Origin of the sequence: Propioniciclava soli (assembly GCF_014858005.1) — a bacterium.
Lineage (GTDB): Bacteria > Actinomycetota > Actinomycetes > Propionibacteriales > Propionibacteriaceae > Propioniciclava > Propioniciclava soli.
In genome coordinates this window covers 1-16,510 of sequence record NZ_JACYOT010000021.1, presented here as the reverse complement: position 1 = coordinate 16,510, position 16,510 = coordinate 1, and the positions used below count along the sequence as shown (strand labels likewise).

Sequence of the window (16,510 nt, the reverse complement as noted above, 5' to 3'; positions counted from 1 at the left end):
CACCACCCCCCTCCACGCACACGAAACCCTCACGAACCAGCCCACGTCCCCCCACCGATTTCCCACCTTCGACATGGACACACCTCTTGCACTCTGGAACGGACCGCTCGCCGCGGCGGTCGGCAAGCCGCCCCCACCGGCCCCACCGAACCGGCCCCCGGCCATCCCGGGTGACCCCCGATCTGGGCTCCCGGTGTGTCACACCGGGTCACCTTGGCCGTGAGCACCCCGCACAGCTACATAGGCATGGTGTGACGGCTTCCATCACCAAGATCACCGTCGGGACGGGGTATGAGTACCTGACCCGTCAGGTGGCGCGCATGGACGCTGTCGGTGAGGCCCGCCCAAGCTTGTCGGACTACTACGAGGAGAAGGGCGAATCGCCGGGACGCTGGGTCGGAACCGGCATGCGGGGCCTGCTGGGTTTGGACGCCGGGGACCCCGTCACCGAGGGGCAGATGTGGAACCTGTACGGCCTGGGTCACCACCCCCTGGCCGAACAGCTGCGGGACGCCGCACAGGGTCGGCACAAGTCGCACCTCGAGGTGGAACGAGCCGGGCGGCTGGGCGCGCCGTTCCCGCTGGTGAACCAAGACGTCGATGAGTTCCGCATCGAGGTTGCGCGGCGACTCAACCAGTTCAACCGCGCCCAGGGCCTTGATCGTGATGAGCAGGTGCCGGCGGCCGTGCGGGCGCAGATCCGCACCGAGGTGGCCACCGAGATGTTCACCACCCGGTTCGGCCGAGAACCCAAGGACGCCCGCGAACTGGCCGGTCACGTGGCCCGCCTATCCCGGCAGCAGTCCACCGCCGTCGCGGGGTTCGACGTCACGTTCAGCCCGGTGAAGTCCGTCTCGACGTTGTGGGCGCTGGCTGATCGCGGCCTTGCTGCCGCGATCGAACAGGCCCACGACCAGGCCGTCGCCGACGCATTGCGAGCGATCGAGGACAGCGCGCTGTACACCCGTGTCGGGGCCGGCGGCGTCCGGCAGGTCGATGTTCGCGGCCTGGTCGGTGCCGCGTTCACCCATCGTGATTCCCGCGCCGGCGACCCCGACCTCCACACACACGTGGCGATCGCGAACAAGGTCCAAGAAGCCGAGACCGGCCGCTGGTACTCCATCGACGGCCGGGTGCTGCTCAAGGCGGTCGTGACGATCTCGGAGACCTACAACACCGCTTTGGAGCGGCACCTGACCGAGCGGCTCGGGGTGCGGTTCGATGACCGGCCCGGCCCCGACGGGAAGCGTCCGGTGCGCGAGATCGTGGGTGTGGAACCGGCGCTGAACGAGCGCTGGTCGACCCGCCGGCAGGCCATCGAGGCACGCCGTGCAGTGTTGGCGCGCGAGTTCCAAACAGCGCACGGCCGCCCGCCGTCGCCGACGGAGGCCATCGGGTTGGCCCAGCAGGCCACCTTGGAGACCCGGGACGCCAAACACGGTCCCCGCTCGCAGGCAGAACAACGGTCGACATGGCACGCCGAAGCAGTCGATGTGCTCGGCTCGACCGACGCGGTCCAAGCGATGGTGACCAGGTCCGTGCACCGGCCGGACGCAGTGACCTACACCCCGGACCAAGCATGGATCGAGGCAGCAGCCCGGCGCGTGACAGGGGTCGTCCAGGCCCACCGGTCGACATGGCAGGGATGGCACGTGCGCGCCGAAGCGCTGCGGCAGATCCGCGCGGCGAACGTGGCCGCAGCGCTGATCGAAGACACCGCAGACCAGATCGTGGCACGCGCCCTCACCGTGCACTGCGTAGCGCTGGAGCGGCCCATCACCAGCCCCGACGGCAGCCTGGTCGAACCCTCCGAACCGGCCGCGCTACGCCGGTCCGACGGGACCAGCCAGTACACAGTGGCCGGGGCTGCGCTGTACACCAGCAGCCCCGTGCTGGCCGCTGAGCAGTTCATCGTCACGGCCGCCGGACGCCGTGACGGCTGGGGCGTCACCGAGGCCCACGTCGGGGTCGCACTGGCCGAATCGGCGGCCAACGGCGTCACCCTCAACGCCGGCCAAGCGGCCCTGGTCGCCGGGATGGCCACCAGCGGCGCACGGGTGCAAGCGGCGATCGCGCCCGCCGGCTCGGGCAAAACCACCGCCATGCGTGCCCTCACCCAGGCGTGGGTCGACGGGGGCGGAACGGTCATTGGGCTCGCGCCATCCGCAGCCGCAGCGGAACAGCTCCGCGACCAGACCGGTGCGCCCACCGACACGCTGGCCAAGCTGTGCCACCACCTCAGCGAACACACCCCCCACCCCTTCCTCCCGCGGGTGGATGCCACGACGCTGGTGGTGATCGACGAGGCCGGCATGGCCGACACACTGAGCCTCCACCAAGCGATCCAGCACGTCGTAGAGGCCGGCGGCAGCGTCCGTCTGATCGGTGACGATCAGCAGCTGGCGGCCATCGGCGCCGGCGGTGTGCTGCGCGACATCGACGCCCACCACGGTGTGCTGCGGCTCGATGAGCTCGTCCGTTTCCGTGATCCCGCCGAGGGCGCCGCCAGTCTCGCGCTGCGGCAGGGACGCCCCGAAGCGCTCGGGTTCTATCTCGACGCCCAACGCGTCCACGTCGGCGACATGGCCACCATGACCGACGCCGTCTTCACCGCGTGGAACACCGACCGCGAACAAGGACTCGACTCGATCATGCTCGCCCCGACCCGCGAGCTGGTCGGCGAACTCAACCACCGCGCCCGCACCCAACGCCTCGACGGTGCGTCACCGGCCGACGAGGTCACCCTCGCCGACGGGCTCTCGGCCAGCGAGGGAGACCTCATCATCACCCGCCAGAACAACCGGCAGCTGCACACCAGTGCCACCGACTTCGTCAAGAACGGCGACCGGTGGACGATCCTCACCACCCACCCCGACGGCGGGCTCCACGTGTGCCACGCCCGCACCGGGCGGCGCGTCACCCTGCCCGCTCGCTACGTCGCTGAGCACGTCGAGCTCGGTTACGCCTCCACCATCCACAGCGCCCAAGGAGTGTCGGTCGACACCACCCACGGCGTGCTGAACGGCGGCGAAACACGCCAACTGCTGTACACGATGATGACCCGCGGCCGGGAAGCCAACCACGCCTACCTCGCGGTCGTGTCCGACGGCAACGAGCACGCCACCTTCACCCCGGAGACCGTCAACCCGCTCACCCCCACCGACATGCTGGAAAAGATCCTCGGCCGCGATGACACCCCGCTGTCCGCAACCACTCAAACCCGGCTCGCCACCGACCCTGCCAGCCAGCTCGCGAACGCCACCCGACGCTACGCCGACGCGATCGGGGTGGCCGCCGCCCGAACCGCCGACCCCGATCTGGTGCGCCACCTCACCCGCCGCATCGACAACATGGTCCCCGGGATCAGAGACTCCGACGCCTGGCCCACCCTGGTCAATCGGCTGCTGGTCATCGCCGCAGACGGCTGCGACCCGTTTGACGAAGTCCACGACGCGCTCACCCGTGCCCCGCTGAAGGCGGCCCACGACGCCGCATCAGTGCTGATCGGACGCCTCGACACCCGCACCAGCGCCAAAGGCCCCCTGCCGTGGCTACCCGGAATTCCCACCACGCTCAGCGACGACCCGACCTGGGGTCCCTACCTGCGCGCCCGACGCGACCTCATCACCAGCCTCGCCGACCACGTCCGCGACCGCACCCTCATTACCACCGACCAGCCCGCCTGGGTCGACACCACAAGCTGGGCGCCTCCCATCGCGCTCATCGCCGACGTCGAGGTGTACCGGGCCGCGACCGGCGTCGACCCCGCCGACCTCCGCCCCACCGGCGACCCCCAGTTCCAGCGGACGCTGCACTCCTACCAGACCACGCTCAACCGACGGCTCCGCGAGGACCACTCCCCCGCCCTGGCCGAGTGGGGACCGGCCCTCACCGAGCTGTCGGCCACCATGCCCGAAGACCCCTACCTGTCTCAGCTCGCGCGCCAACTCGCGGCGCTGTCCAGCCACGGCACCGACGTCCGATCGCTACTGGACGCCGCCTCCCACCAGCCTCTACCCGACGACCACCCCGCCGCCGCCCTGTGGTGGCGCATCGTCGGCCAGCTCGACCACACCCAGCGCAACGACCAGCGGCGCACGCCCGACCAGTGGCTGCCCGATCTGATCAACCGGCTCGGCGAGCACGCCACCACGTTCCACGACAGCCCGTGGTGGATGACGCTCGTCGACGGCATCGACCGCGGCCTGCAGCGCGGGTGGACCCTCGACGCGCTCGTCCCGACCCACCACGACGGCGACATCCAGACCCTCATCGAGAACGTCACCCGCCTCGCCGACGTCCGCCACGTGCCCGACGACGCCCTCGAGGCAGAAACCGCACCCGACGACCTGTGGGACGACTACATCCCCGCCCACCCCATCGTGGTCGCCGCACCCGGCGAGCAACCCGACCCCCAACCCCTCGACCCCCGCCCCGAACCCGAAGACGTACCCAGCGACTGGGACAACGACGATCTCACCGTCGAAGCCATCATCCGCGCCGGACTCCGCCTCGACCCCGACCCCACCGACACTGTCCGGCTCCTCGACCAAGCCGACCAGTGGCACACCAGCCCAGCCACCGCGGAACGCCTCCACCACATCAACGAGCTCACCACCCGCTTCTACCAAGACGCCTTCACCCACAGCTGGGCGCGCAGCTACCTCGCCGAACGCTTCGGCGTCGATGTCCACGACCACCCCGACCTGCGCCCCGGCCTCGCCCCTGCAGGATGGACCCACCTGATCGAACACCTGCGTGGCCACGGCATCACCGAGGAGGAGATGCTCACCGCCGGCATCGCCACCCGTACCCGCAACGGCAACCTCATCGACCGGTTCCGCGACCGGGTCACCCTGCCCATCCTCGACACCGACCACCACGTCCTCGGGTTCGTCGGACGCCGCAACCCCACCAGCCCCGACGAGCACGCACCCAAGTACCTCAACACCCCCGACACCCCCCTGTTCCACAAGGGCAACCAGCTCTACGGGCCCACCCACCTCCTCACCGCCGACCCGACCCGCATCCCCGTAATCGCCGAAGGCCCCCTCGACGCCCACGCCATCACCCTGGCCACCCACGGCCGCTACATCGGTCTGGCCCCGCTCGGCACCAGCCTCACCACCCTGCAAGCAGCCCAGCTCGCCGACCTCGGACGGACCCCGATCGTGGCCACCGACGCCGACCCCGCCGGACGCCTCGCCGCCGAACGCGACTACTGGATGCTCACCCCCCACGGCCTCGACCCCCGCTACGCCACCCTCACCCCAGGCAGCGACCCCGCCGAACTACTCGCCAACGGCAACGCCGCCGCCCTCCACCAGGCCCTCACCCAGGCGACTCCGCTGGCAGACCTCCTCATCAACGAACGGATCAGCAACCTGCCCACCCCCCAAGCCGCCCTCGACGCGATCGCAGTCCTCGCCGCCCAACCACCCCACCAATGGGAACACGGCATCCAAACCCTCGCCGGCCGGCTCGACATCGCCCCAGCCTTCCTCCGCGGCACCCTGAAGGGGCACGTCCGCGCCTGGAACACCGACGCCCGCCGCGCAGCAGACAGCCAGATCGCGCGCCTGCGCGACGTCAAGCAACGACTCATCCCCGCCAGCGACATCCACGAAACCCCGCCCAGCCGACCCGACCCCACAAGCGGACCCACCATCGAACGCGTCCCCACTCTCGCCCCTGGACGCCGCCCCGGTGGCCGTGGCCGCTGACCTACCCTGAACCCCAGGAGCCACCATGACCCCCGCCGTCCTCACCGCCACCCTCGCCGCCACCCTCGCCGGCGGACTCATCGGCGAACACCAGCGACGGCGCCTCACCACGCTCGCCTACCGCTACCCCGAAGAGACCCCCGACGTGTGGCCGCTGCCCGGCCCCCGCCGCTGGGTTCCGGTCTGTCTCGCCGCCACGCTCGGGCTCCTCACATGGCGCTACACCAGCATCGGCGGCGCTGCGCATCTGCTCCACCTCGTCCCGCTCGCGCTCGCCGCGCCCTGGCTCGCCGCCGTCGACGTCGACGTACACCGCCTCCCCTACCGCACCACTGTGGCGACCCTCATCGCCAGCGTCGCCGGCCTCCTCGGTCTGGTGGCCCTCACCGGGCAATGGCAGCTTGCCGGCGGCGGCGCCCTCGGCTGGGTCATCGCCCACGGCGCGTTCTGGGCCCTGCACAAGATCGGCGGCGGCATGGGCTACGGCGACGTCCGCCTCGCCGGACTCATCGGGCTCACCACCGCACCCCTGGGCATCCACGCGCCCATCGCCGCGTTCCTCATCGGCACCCTCGCCGCCACCGCGTGGGCCCTCACCCGCCCCCGCGACCCCGCCGCCCGCTACGCCTACGGGCCGTGGCTGCTTCTCGGGTGGACCACCGCCATCCTTCTGGCCACTCTGTAGAAAGAGAGCAACCGTCCATGACCATCGACTGGATCGACAGCCACGAGATCTACACCACCGTCCGGACCAGCTGGGCCAGCCGACTCACCCAGCCCAACGACTACGGCATCGCCGACGCCCTCGGAAAGGACACCACGACAGCGGTCCTCAGCCGACCCGCGTTCGCCGCGGTCTATCTCCCAAGCCGCCGTCGTCGGCGTCTGCGACGCCATCCTCAGCCGAGGCCACGACCATGCCCGCACCATTATCCAGAACCCGCGCCTCCCGCACCCCACCGTGGACGACTTCGATCTCACCAACGAGATCCCCACCGTCCAGCAATGGATCATCCACAGCCTCACCGGGACCAACCACCAGACCGAAGCCGAGATCACCGACACCATCACAGCCGCCACCAATCCCACCGACGCCGCCGTCCGGCACGCGATCGCGCTCCTCCTCGCCGGCAGCCTCGCCGCTGCCGAACCCGAACAGCCCACCACCCGCCGACCCGACCTGCCGCACACCCCCGGCAGCGCCGAAGGCGCCGCCGCGGCCATGGACACGATCAACGCCAACCTCGACGAACTGCGCCGGATCAGCGGACTCCCCCCAGCACCCACCCCGGAGGCCGGCTCACACCCCCACTGACCCACCCTGCCCCGGTTCTCGAGGACCAATTTCGAGTCATCCCTGACCGCACCAAATGGGGCACACACAAGCCTCCGCCAGAACCCGTGTCTGTTGAGTTCGAACGCCACGAGAACGGCCGACAGGCCCTCGACCTACCCATTCGGACCAGGGAGAAGCAACCGAGACGATTCGGGATCCTGACCACCCTCCTCGGGTTCACGGTCCCGCCGCTCCTGGACTACGGGTCGGTGCGCTCGTCCCCCCCTGGTTGCGGAGACGGGCGCCTCATCATGCCCCTCGTCCGATGGCCTCGTACCCGGTCCAGCTCGGATGCCTCCTCCCCGTCGCCGTTCTGCAACTTCTTGATCCACCGCCGCTGCAACTCGTCTCGCACGCCGGTCGCCAAAATCAGCCCCACGGCCAGCAACACAAACCACACCAGCCCGAGCAGGACCGACCCAGGGATCTCGCCAAGGTATAGAACGAAAGACCCGAAAAGGAAGATGAAGCTGAACGCGAAGAACGCTCGAGTTATCTCGCTCCACCGCGAGTTCTCCCACTTCAGGCGGGCCACTGCGGAGCGGAGTTGCGCGCGCGCTTGTTCGCGCAGTCCTCCGGCCAAGCGCGTGAGCTCGCCCTTCTCAGTCGCGTTCAGTGCACCCGTGCCGGCCTCGATCTTGTCGGCTCGGGCCATGGCCTGTTCATGAGCAGCCAAGGCAATGAGGAAGCGCTGATCGGCTCGCCGTGTTGCCCACTGCCAGAAAGTACTTCCGAGGGCTCCGAAGCCGAGGGCACCCGCGAGGGCAAGACCTGTCTGGCTCAAGTTCAAAACCTGCTCGACACCTTGGATTGGGTTCGACTCAGTCATGCAACTCCTCCTCGGAGGTGGCCCGGGCTACATCGGGGATGGCAATGCACCTACAAGAAACACTAGCCCTTGCGTCAGGGTGCTGTCCTCACCAGGGAGATCACCTTCTGGGACGTCAACAGTTTCTCGATCAACTCCACCTATTCGGTTGGCGACGCCACCCAAGCGTGTCCACATGTCCTAGCACCACCAAGGCGGTTCGAAGCGGCCCCACCTGTGGACGTGCGGGTGTGACCGAACCGAGAGCTGGTGATGGCCGGTGAAGGTCTTGGTCCAGCCAACTGGGGGCGGGTTCGCGAGGGTCAACGACTAAGCAGACCTGGCGGCACCCAGAGGAAGCACTGGTAACCGATCCACGATCCGCATCGTGTCAACCGACACCCTGACGACCCGCTTCACGAGGTTGACTATGTACCGAGGATCTCCGTGCTCACGACCCCAGTCATTGGGGTCGTTCACGATCCCGGACGCTTTGTCCGTCTTCACCTGGTAACGGTCGATCAACCACTCGATCGCCGACCTGGAACCAAGCATGTACCTCTGGGCGGCAGCAGGAATGTCACCAAGAGTCACGTGCTGGTTGACGATCAGAGCCGTCTTCGAGGTCTTGTCGGCCCAGCGCATCTTCGTGACACGGTAGGTATCCCACGGGTCGCCCGCCAAGACACCCTGCTCGTGGAGGGGGTACGGATCAACGCTCTCGTAGCCCACGTGGAGATCAGACAGCGTCCGCCCAGCCGCAACGAACACCTCGAAATCTTGGCGGGACGCGGCGAGCGGGATGCGGGGCAGCATCCGCTTCAGGTCCGCGGCGAACGCCTTCCGGTACTGCTCCGAGTGCAGCACCCCGTACACGTAGAAGAACACGTCATCTTTCGTCACCTGCTCACCGAACTTGTCCCGGTAGACGGTCAGGATGCCGTCGGTGATGTTGTCGACCCGCCGGTAACCCCACTCGTCCATGTCACTCTCGGTGTCGCCCAACAGGTCCCCTTGCTCGGCCGCTGTGGTCTTCTCATACGTCCACCGCGGGAAGTACTGGGCAGCATCCACGTACATCTTGCTGTCGGGAAGTTGATCCGACATGAGGACAGCGAAGGGAGCACGCGCGCCACTCTCAATCACGCAGTAGCCGATGTTCTCGTGGCGGGGCGTCGGGAAGTAGAGGGCGTTCTTGCCGATGCGGTGGTTGAAGACGGGGTCGAAGTAGACGGCCTGCTTGCTGAAGGGCCGATACAGCCCGCTCCGCACGCGTGCGGCGTCGTACGCGTAGATTTGGCCGCGCCGAGCATGAGACGTGAGGCTGGACGACCAACTGATCTTGGTGGGGTCAAGGTCCAGTTGGTCTTCAGATGTGTGCCCGGCGGCGGCTTGATCGTTGTAAGTGTCGATCATCCGTCGCATGTTCGACTCCACCGCGTTGCGGCTGGCGTTGTATGCCCACGCATCCCGGTTGGTCTGGACGCCCGCCGAGTTCGATGTGAAGTAGCTGCCCGGCTCCCCGGAGATCGCAGGGAAGGCGTCGAACGCGGCGTTGCGCTGGCTGAGCCAGTCGCCTGCCTCGTTCGGGGTGACGTTCTGCCATGGGATGCCCGCGAGGGTGGCTGCGGCCACATCGGCGAGCTTGGTTTCGCGGTCCTGGTAGTCGGGGACGCCGTGGTACTGCACGTTGCAACGCCCGTCGGCGTCGGGGCCCTTGGCGGCGATGAGCACAGCGATGCCGGTTCGCGCGCCGGAGCCGAATACCTTCCCACCTTCCTGTCGAGAGAGTTCTCCTGCGGTGCGTTGGTTGCCGCGCAGGTTGTAGACCCAGATGTCGGTGAACTCGCTGGTGAACGTCTTGCGGATGCCGTCGGCGGTGTTCCCGTCGACCCACCCGTTGTTGGACACGAACGCGATCACACCTTGGTCACCGATGCGGTCGCTGGCCCATCGGAACGCCCGAATGTAGGAGTCGTAGAGGCTGTTCTTGTTGGTGGCCGTCGATTGGGCGGCGTAGGTGTCGGCGATCCGCTGGTCGAGGGTGGGGTAGTTCAGGTTGGCGTTGTTGTCGTTGGCCGAGGACTGTCCGGCGCTGTAGGGCGGGTTGCCGACGATGACGCGGATGGGTGCGGCCAGCTGGGCGGTGATGCGTTCGTTGTTAACGGGGATGAGGCTGGTGTCGGCCTGGTCGCTGTGCTCGGTGATCTGGAACGTGTCGGTGAGGGTCGCGCCGGGGAACGGCACGTAGGACATTTCCTCGCCTCCGGGCTGGTTGGCGGCCATGACGGCTTGGTGGGTGGCTTCGATGTTGACGCAGGCGATGTAGTAGGCGAGCAGCATCAGTTCGTTGGCCCACAGCTCGGTGGTGTACTTTCTCGCCAGGTCCTGCGGTTGGATGATGCCGGATTCCAGGAGTCGCACGATGAAGGTGCCGGTGCCGGTGAACGGGTCGAGGATGTGCACGTCTTCGTCGGTGAGGCTGTAGCCAAACTGGGTGCGGCACACGTCGTCGGCAGCTCTGAGGATGAAGTCGACGATCTCGACGGGGGTGTAGACCACCCCGAGACTGCTGGACTGCTTGGGGAACGCCTCCTTGAAGAACTGCTCGTACAGGTCAGCGATCACGGTTTGGCGGCCTTCGGGGGTCACGATGCCCTCGGCTCGCTTGCGGACCGAGGCGTAGAAGGCGTCGAGTTTGCGCGTTTCAGCAGCGAGCCCGTGGCCGTCGAGGGCGCTGACCATGGCTTGCATGGTCTGGGATACAGGGTTGTGGGCGGCAAAGCTCTCGTGGGCGAACAGGGCGTCGAACACCGGCTTGGTGATGAGGTGCTGCGACAACATGTCCACGGCGCTGTCCCGTGTGATCGAGTCGTTCAGGTTGTCCTTCAACCCTTGGTGGAAGGCGTTGAACTGGGCGGTCAACGCTGCGTTGCCTTGGTCGAGGATTGCGTTGATGCGGGCGGTCTGGGTGGCGTGGATGTCGACGACGTCGCCTGTCCATTTGTCCCAGTACTCTCGGTCGCCCACCTTCTTGACGATGCGCGCCAGGATCGAGTCCTTCCACTCCGTGAGCGCGAACAAGGGCAGCTGCGTGCCCTTGTCGGCGCGGGTGGTGTTGCCGTCGGCGTCGTCGATGGGCCCGCGGTTGCCGATGACGTCGATGCTGATCTTGTCACGGGTGTTCTTGTCCAGGTCGATCGAGTTGATCATCGAGTTGAATCGGTCATCGTGCGCCCTGAGGGCGTTGAGCACGTCCCAGACGACCTTGAACCGCTTGTTGTCGCGCAGCGCTTCTTCGGGGGCCATGCCTGCGGGCACAGCGACGGGGAGGATGACGTAGCCGTAGTCCTTGCCCTTGGCCTTGCGCATCACGCGGCCGACGGATTGGACCACGTCCACGAGGCTGTTGCGGGGGTGGAGGAACAACACCGCGTCGAGAGCGGGCACGTCGACGCCTTCGGACAGGCAGCGCGCATTGGTAAGGATCCGGCATTCGCCGTCGGGGACGTAAGCCTTGAGCCAGGCGAGTTCCTCGGCGCGCTGGAGGGCATTCATGGTGCCGTCGACGTGGCGCACGTCCACAGCCAGTTGGCTGTCAGGGTCGGTGATGGTCTCGACCACCTCGGGGAACGCCCGGGTGAAAGCCTTGCTGGTGCGGATGTTCTCGGCGAACGCGACGGCCCGCTGCATGGGGATGGGGTTGGGGCCGAAGTCGTGGTCGACGGTGCGCTTGGCCAGGCCGTTCCAGCACCCGACGATCTTCGCCGCGTCATCCAGACGAAGTTCCGGGTCACCCCCTGCGAGTGAGGACTGGAAGGTCTCGCTGATGGCATCGCCGGGGACGACCAGGACCATGACCTTGTAATCGGCCAGCAGTTTCATCTCGACCGCGTCGCCGAAGCCGAGTCGGTGGAACTCGGGCCCGTACACATTGTCGTCGTCCATGCTGGTGAGGATGGCGGCGGCTTCGTCGGCCTTGGCCTTGACCGCATCGCCGTAGATGCGGGGGGTGGCGGTCATGTAGAGCCGCTTGCCAGCAGGCAGATAGGTGTTGTCGTGGACCTTGACGAATGCTGACTCGGTGGTGTCTCCAGAGAGGGTGACGCCGGTGGTGCGGTGTGCTTCGTCGCAGAGGATGAGGTCGAACGGCTCACCGGATTCGCATTGGGCTTGGGCGACCACGTCGATGGACTGGTAGGTGGAGAACACGACGACCATCTGCTTGCCGCGGAGGCCGATGTTGGCGAGGTTGTCGGCCAGCCGGGCAGCGTCGGTGGTGGGTAGGGGGATGTCGTGGGTGCTGATGTCCTCAGCCTGACGCCCCGCCTTGGTGTCAGAGCACACCACCAGCGGGCGAATGGTCGTCTGCGTCTGTGCCATCCACTCACGCAAGGACTGGGACACCAGCGAGATCGACGGGGCCAGGAACAAGACCTTCAGATGGCCGCCGTTCTCGTCGCACATCTGCTCAGCCAACTTCAACGACGTGAAGGTCTTGCCCGTGCCGCACGCGCTGATCCACCTCCCCCGGTCGTGCTCTGCGAACCCGGCCTTGATCGCAACGATGGCGTCCTTCTGGTGGGACCTCAGCCCGTACTTCACGGCCCGGCGCAGTTCGAACTCGCCCGGCGACTGCTGCATCCAGTCGATCGGTGACTCGGCTAGATCGGGGACGCCGATGCGCTGGACGGGGATCTGCTGTTGGGAGAGCGCACTCTCGGCGTGGGACGACCACCGGTCGGTCGTAGAGACGATGATGCGGTTGACGAACCGAACCCCGTCCCAGGAACGCCCAGAGGCGGTGAAGAAGGAATCGATGTCACCCTTCTGCAAGGAGTGCTTGGGGTCGAAGAACTTGCACTGGATGGCCGTCCACTCGCCCGTGCTCGTGGTGCGTGCCACAAGGTCGATGCCGCTGTCGTGGGTGCCCTCGTTGTGGCTCCAGTTGGGCCAGCGCTCCACGAGGTCGTACTCGGCAGCGAGGGTGGGGTCCAGCCGGAAGTAGGCGACCATCAGCTTCTCGAACGCCTCCCCACGTTCCACGTTCGTCGCATATGTGGTGCGCAACTCATCGATGACCTGCTGGACAGTGGTGCGGGTCGCCACGGGGTGTCCTCCTCGGTACAAGGGTGGGAGCGCCGCCATTGTGCGTGTTCCCTCCTGGGCAGCCTAGCGGCGCACAGCTCCCCGTGGCGGGTGAGCTTCCCGTCGAGTGCTTCCCGCGGTACGGAGGAGCTATGCGACTGCGGGGATTTCATCGATAGGCTGCGCGCATGCCCAGCAGCGAAGAGATCGAGCAGCAACCTGGTTCGACGTTCTCCCAAACATTGGAGGCAGCGGCGAGGCTACCCGGCGTCCGGATCGATCGCACGGGATATCTCCGGGCGGCACTCAAGCGCCACTGCACCGAGGAGCAGATCGAACGAGCCATCGCAGGAAGCCCCGCGGCAGCCGGCATCTCACTGCAGATCATCACCGAGGTAGCGGACACCTCGATCGCTTACGAGACGACTAAGGCAGCCGGGATGTCCGCAGCGGCGGGGATCCCAGGAGGCCTTTGGGTGATCGCCACTGTGCCTGTCGACGCGGCGCAGTACCTCGGCCACATGTTGCGCATCGCTCAGAAGCTCGCCTACATCTACAGTTGGCCCGATCTGTTCGCCGATGGTGGCGACGAGATCGACGAGGCAACCGAGGGGATTCTGATCCTCTTCGTCGGGGTCATGGCCGGAGTGCAGTTGGCGCAGGGTGGCGTCTCCAAAGCCTCCGCCATGATCGCCACTCAGGTGATCAAGAAGCTGCCGCAGCAGGCGCTCACCAAGGGCGCGATCTACCCGATCGTGAAGAAGGTCGCGGCGTACCTTGGCGTGTCGATGACCAAGAAGCTGTTCGCCAGCGGAGTCGCGAAAGCTATCCCCGTCGTCGGGGCTGTGCTGTCCGGCGGTCTCACCCTGAGCACATTTCTCCCCATGTCGAAGAAGCTGCAGGAGCACCTCGCCAGCTTGGAACTCACAAAGCCAGGGCACCGCACCAACGCGACCGACATCATCGACGGAGAGGTCATGGACATGGACGATGTCGAGGAGTTCCCAGAGGACAACGGCGAGCAGTCAGTGCCGCCAGGGGATGCCAGCCCCGCCGACGAGACGAACCTGCACGAAGGGCTCTGACGCCCGAGCCTCATCTGTGACACGCGTCACCAGAGCGCTCGCAGACCGGCCCCAGACTTGAGCTGGATGCGTTTCGGTGAGGTCGTCGCCCTGTTCCTGCAGGCGGGGCTCTCGATCGCGCTGTCGCCGCTCCAGCACAGGCAATCGCCCATGTGCACGATTGCAGGTACCCTCAGCGGCATGTCCTCGCGCGTGACCTCGGAGTTCGGCTCCCTCGGAGAACGCATCGCCAGCACAACCGGCGACAACACCCCAGCCACCCCGGCCCGACACGTCGTGGCCCGCGACGACGCCGGCAGCTGGCAACCAGCCCTCCTCACCGCCTGGCGACAACAGAACGGGCATTGGTGGGGTCGCGTGGTCATGCTCGATGCCGGAGAACCGGCTCTCCTCGACCTCGCGGCCGAGCGCCTACGTCCCGCAAACTGCGGTTGTTGCCAGACGCCCGCCTGATTCACGCGACATGTGGGTGTGCCTCAGCGAGGGCGTCTGCCCGCCGTCTCCCACGGGTCTCAGGCCGGCAGCCTGTCAGAGGAGACCATTTCACCGGCGAGACGGGCCGGCGTGTGAGAACCTGCTTTTGGTGCCCCCTGCTGCTGGGGCTGAGCCTGGGGGTGGACGGTGAGCCTGGAGGACGCTGCGAAGATCCAGCCGCTGGTCGATGGCGTGTTGGGTCTCCTGGGGGTCCCGATCGATCCGCTGGGGACGGCAATCGCACTGTCTCGGATGCGTACCAAACCGTTGGAGCGCTTCGAAGCGAGGGCGGTTGCGCAGATCGCCGAGCGTCGAGGCTCCGAAGGGGCGGGGTTGAGTGCCTTCGACAAGGAGGCTGTGGAGACGCGGGTCAGGGAACTGCTCCAGCAGGGCCCTCGTGAGGCGTTGCTGGCCTCAGCGGTCCTCGGCTATGCCGAGTTCTCCGCGGCGTTGATACCGGACCGGGCTCGCGTCGTCGAGGGATTGGGTGATGGTGGTGAGGCCTACCTCGTCGTCTTGGTCGCCGCAGTTCACGGGTTGATCGACGAGTTCGTGCGTACCCCGGAGGTGTATCCGGCTGCGAGCGAGGCGGCGATCCGCGCCCTGAAGGCTGCGCTGGAGACGCGTGCGACTACCGCTGAGGTCATCAAGATGCTGGACGCCCTGCGCGCCGAGCTGGCCCGCCGTCCTGCGTCGATCGTGGCCGGCAACCGGCCCCGGCTCGCGCATCACTTCGTGGGTCGCGATGAGATGGCCACACTCGAGGAGGCGATGGCCGATGGTGGGGTGGCCACCGTGTGCGCGCTCCAAGGAATGGTTGGGGTGGGTAAGTCCCAGCTCGCGTCGGCCTACGCCGAAGCGTGCGAGAACGCGGGCTGGGGTTTCGTCGCCTGGGTGGGCGCGAGCACCAGGGAGCAGGCCGTGGAGGAACTCGCGGCGATCGCGCAGGGTGCTGGCCTGGCGCCCATCGACATCACTCCCCAGGATGCTGCGGCCCAGCTGGTGTTGTGGCTCAGCGATGCCAGCCTGTCGGATCGTTTGCTGGTCTTCGACAACGTCACCTCTGTCGGCGACCTCGACAAGTTGGTGCCGCGCGGCAACGGGATGCGGGTCATCGTGACCACCACCAATCGCGTGTCAACCGTAGGAACCCCCGTCGAGGTCGGCGTCTACACCCTGCCGCAAGCGGTCCACTACCTGACCGAGACCACAGGCCTGACCGACGAGCACGAAGCCGAACTCCTCGCAGTGGACCTGGACCGGCTTCCGGTGGCCCTCACCCAAGCAGCCGCAGCGATCCGTTTGTTGGGACTGAACTTCACCACCTATCGAGACCTTCTGGCCGAAAGAAGCCTCGACTCGATGGTCGAGCAGGAACCCGGGGACCCCTATCCGAAGAAGGTGGGCTGGGCCTTACGGATCGCCTACCAGGGCTACTTGACCCGGCTGGCGGAATCGGACCCTGCCCAAGCCCGCGTCGCCGGCCTCATCCTTGGGGCGCTGTCCCTCCTGGCCGAGACGGGCACCCCGCGGTCCTGGTTCGGTCCCCTGACTCCTGATCCCCTGATCGCGGCTCGGGTTGTGGGCGGGCTGATCCAGCACTCCCTGGTGACACCCGACGTCGACGGCCGGACCGTGGCCCTGCATCGACTGCAGGGGCAAGTCGTCCGGGAGGATGCCGCCACCACCGAGGCCAAGGGCGAACACCACCAAGCCGCTGCGTCCGTCTTGGCAGGCATCGAGCTCACCGCCGACGCCCATGCCGAGCAACGCACCCGAATCAAAGAAGCCGCCAGCGTCCTGACCGCACTGTGTTCCCAAACACACTCCAGTGCTCTGATCACAGACCCTGCCGTACTAACCGCCGCTAGGACGGTCACCTACCACGCCAACACGGTGAACGATCCGTACACGGGAATCAGCCTGGCCGAGTTCGTGGCACTCTCCGAGCGGCACCTCGGCCCCGACCACCCCGACACCCTGACCTCCCGCAACA

At 67.1% G+C, this 16,510-nt stretch carries 8 protein-coding genes; 6 read left to right on the top strand and 2 right to left on the bottom strand.

Annotated features, from left to right (window positions below):
• Nucleotides 1-251: 251 nt before the first annotated feature.
• The 3 genes from mobF (at nt 252) to IFY26_RS16210 (ending at nt 7,038) form a co-directional block, all read left to right on the top strand.
• Nucleotides 252-5,723: a MobF family relaxase gene (gene mobF, locus IFY26_RS16220; protein WP_232550046.1), complete on the top strand. Its 5,472-nt coding sequence runs from the start codon at nt 252-254 to the stop codon at nt 5,721-5,723.
• 25 nt (nt 5,724-5,748) lie between these two features.
• Nucleotides 5,749-6,408, top strand: a complete 660-nt coding sequence (locus IFY26_RS16215) for a prepilin peptidase (RefSeq protein ID WP_232550045.1) — start codon at nt 5,749-5,751, stop codon at nt 6,406-6,408.
• Between the two features lie 276 nt (nt 6,409-6,684).
• Complete coding sequence (locus tag IFY26_RS16210; RefSeq protein ID WP_232550044.1) at nt 6,685-7,038, top strand: hypothetical protein; 354 nt, start codon at nt 6,685-6,687, stop codon at nt 7,036-7,038.
• A gap of 220 nt (nt 7,039-7,258) precedes the next feature.
• Here IFY26_RS16210 and IFY26_RS16205 read toward each other — a convergent pair whose 3' ends face one another.
• Together IFY26_RS16205 and IFY26_RS16200 are read right to left on the bottom strand one after the other, a co-directional pair.
• A complete protein-coding gene (locus IFY26_RS16205; protein WP_232550043.1) occupies nt 7,259-7,888 on the bottom strand; it encodes a hypothetical protein in 630 nt (209 codons plus the stop codon).
• 309 nt (nt 7,889-8,197) lie between these two features.
• Nucleotides 8,198-12,976, bottom strand: a complete 4,779-nt coding sequence (locus IFY26_RS16200; protein WP_232550042.1) for a DEAD/DEAH box helicase — start codon at nt 12,974-12,976, stop codon at nt 8,198-8,200.
• 167 nt (nt 12,977-13,143) lie between these two features.
• On the opposite strand from IFY26_RS16200, the gene IFY26_RS16195 reads away from it, so the two are divergent.
• The 3 genes from IFY26_RS16195 to IFY26_RS16185 all read left to right on the top strand — a co-directional run.
• A complete protein-coding gene (locus IFY26_RS16195; protein ID WP_232550041.1) occupies nt 13,144-14,040 on the top strand; it encodes an EcsC family protein in 897 nt (298 codons plus the stop codon).
• 66 nt (nt 14,041-14,106) lie between these two features.
• Nucleotides 14,107-14,493, top strand: a complete 387-nt coding sequence (locus IFY26_RS16190) for a hypothetical protein (protein ID WP_232550040.1) — start codon at nt 14,107-14,109, stop codon at nt 14,491-14,493.
• 168 nt (nt 14,494-14,661) lie between these two features.
• A partial coding sequence (locus tag IFY26_RS16185) for an NB-ARC domain-containing protein (protein ID WP_232550039.1) occupies nt 14,662-16,510 on the top strand: 1,849 nt, incomplete at its 3' end.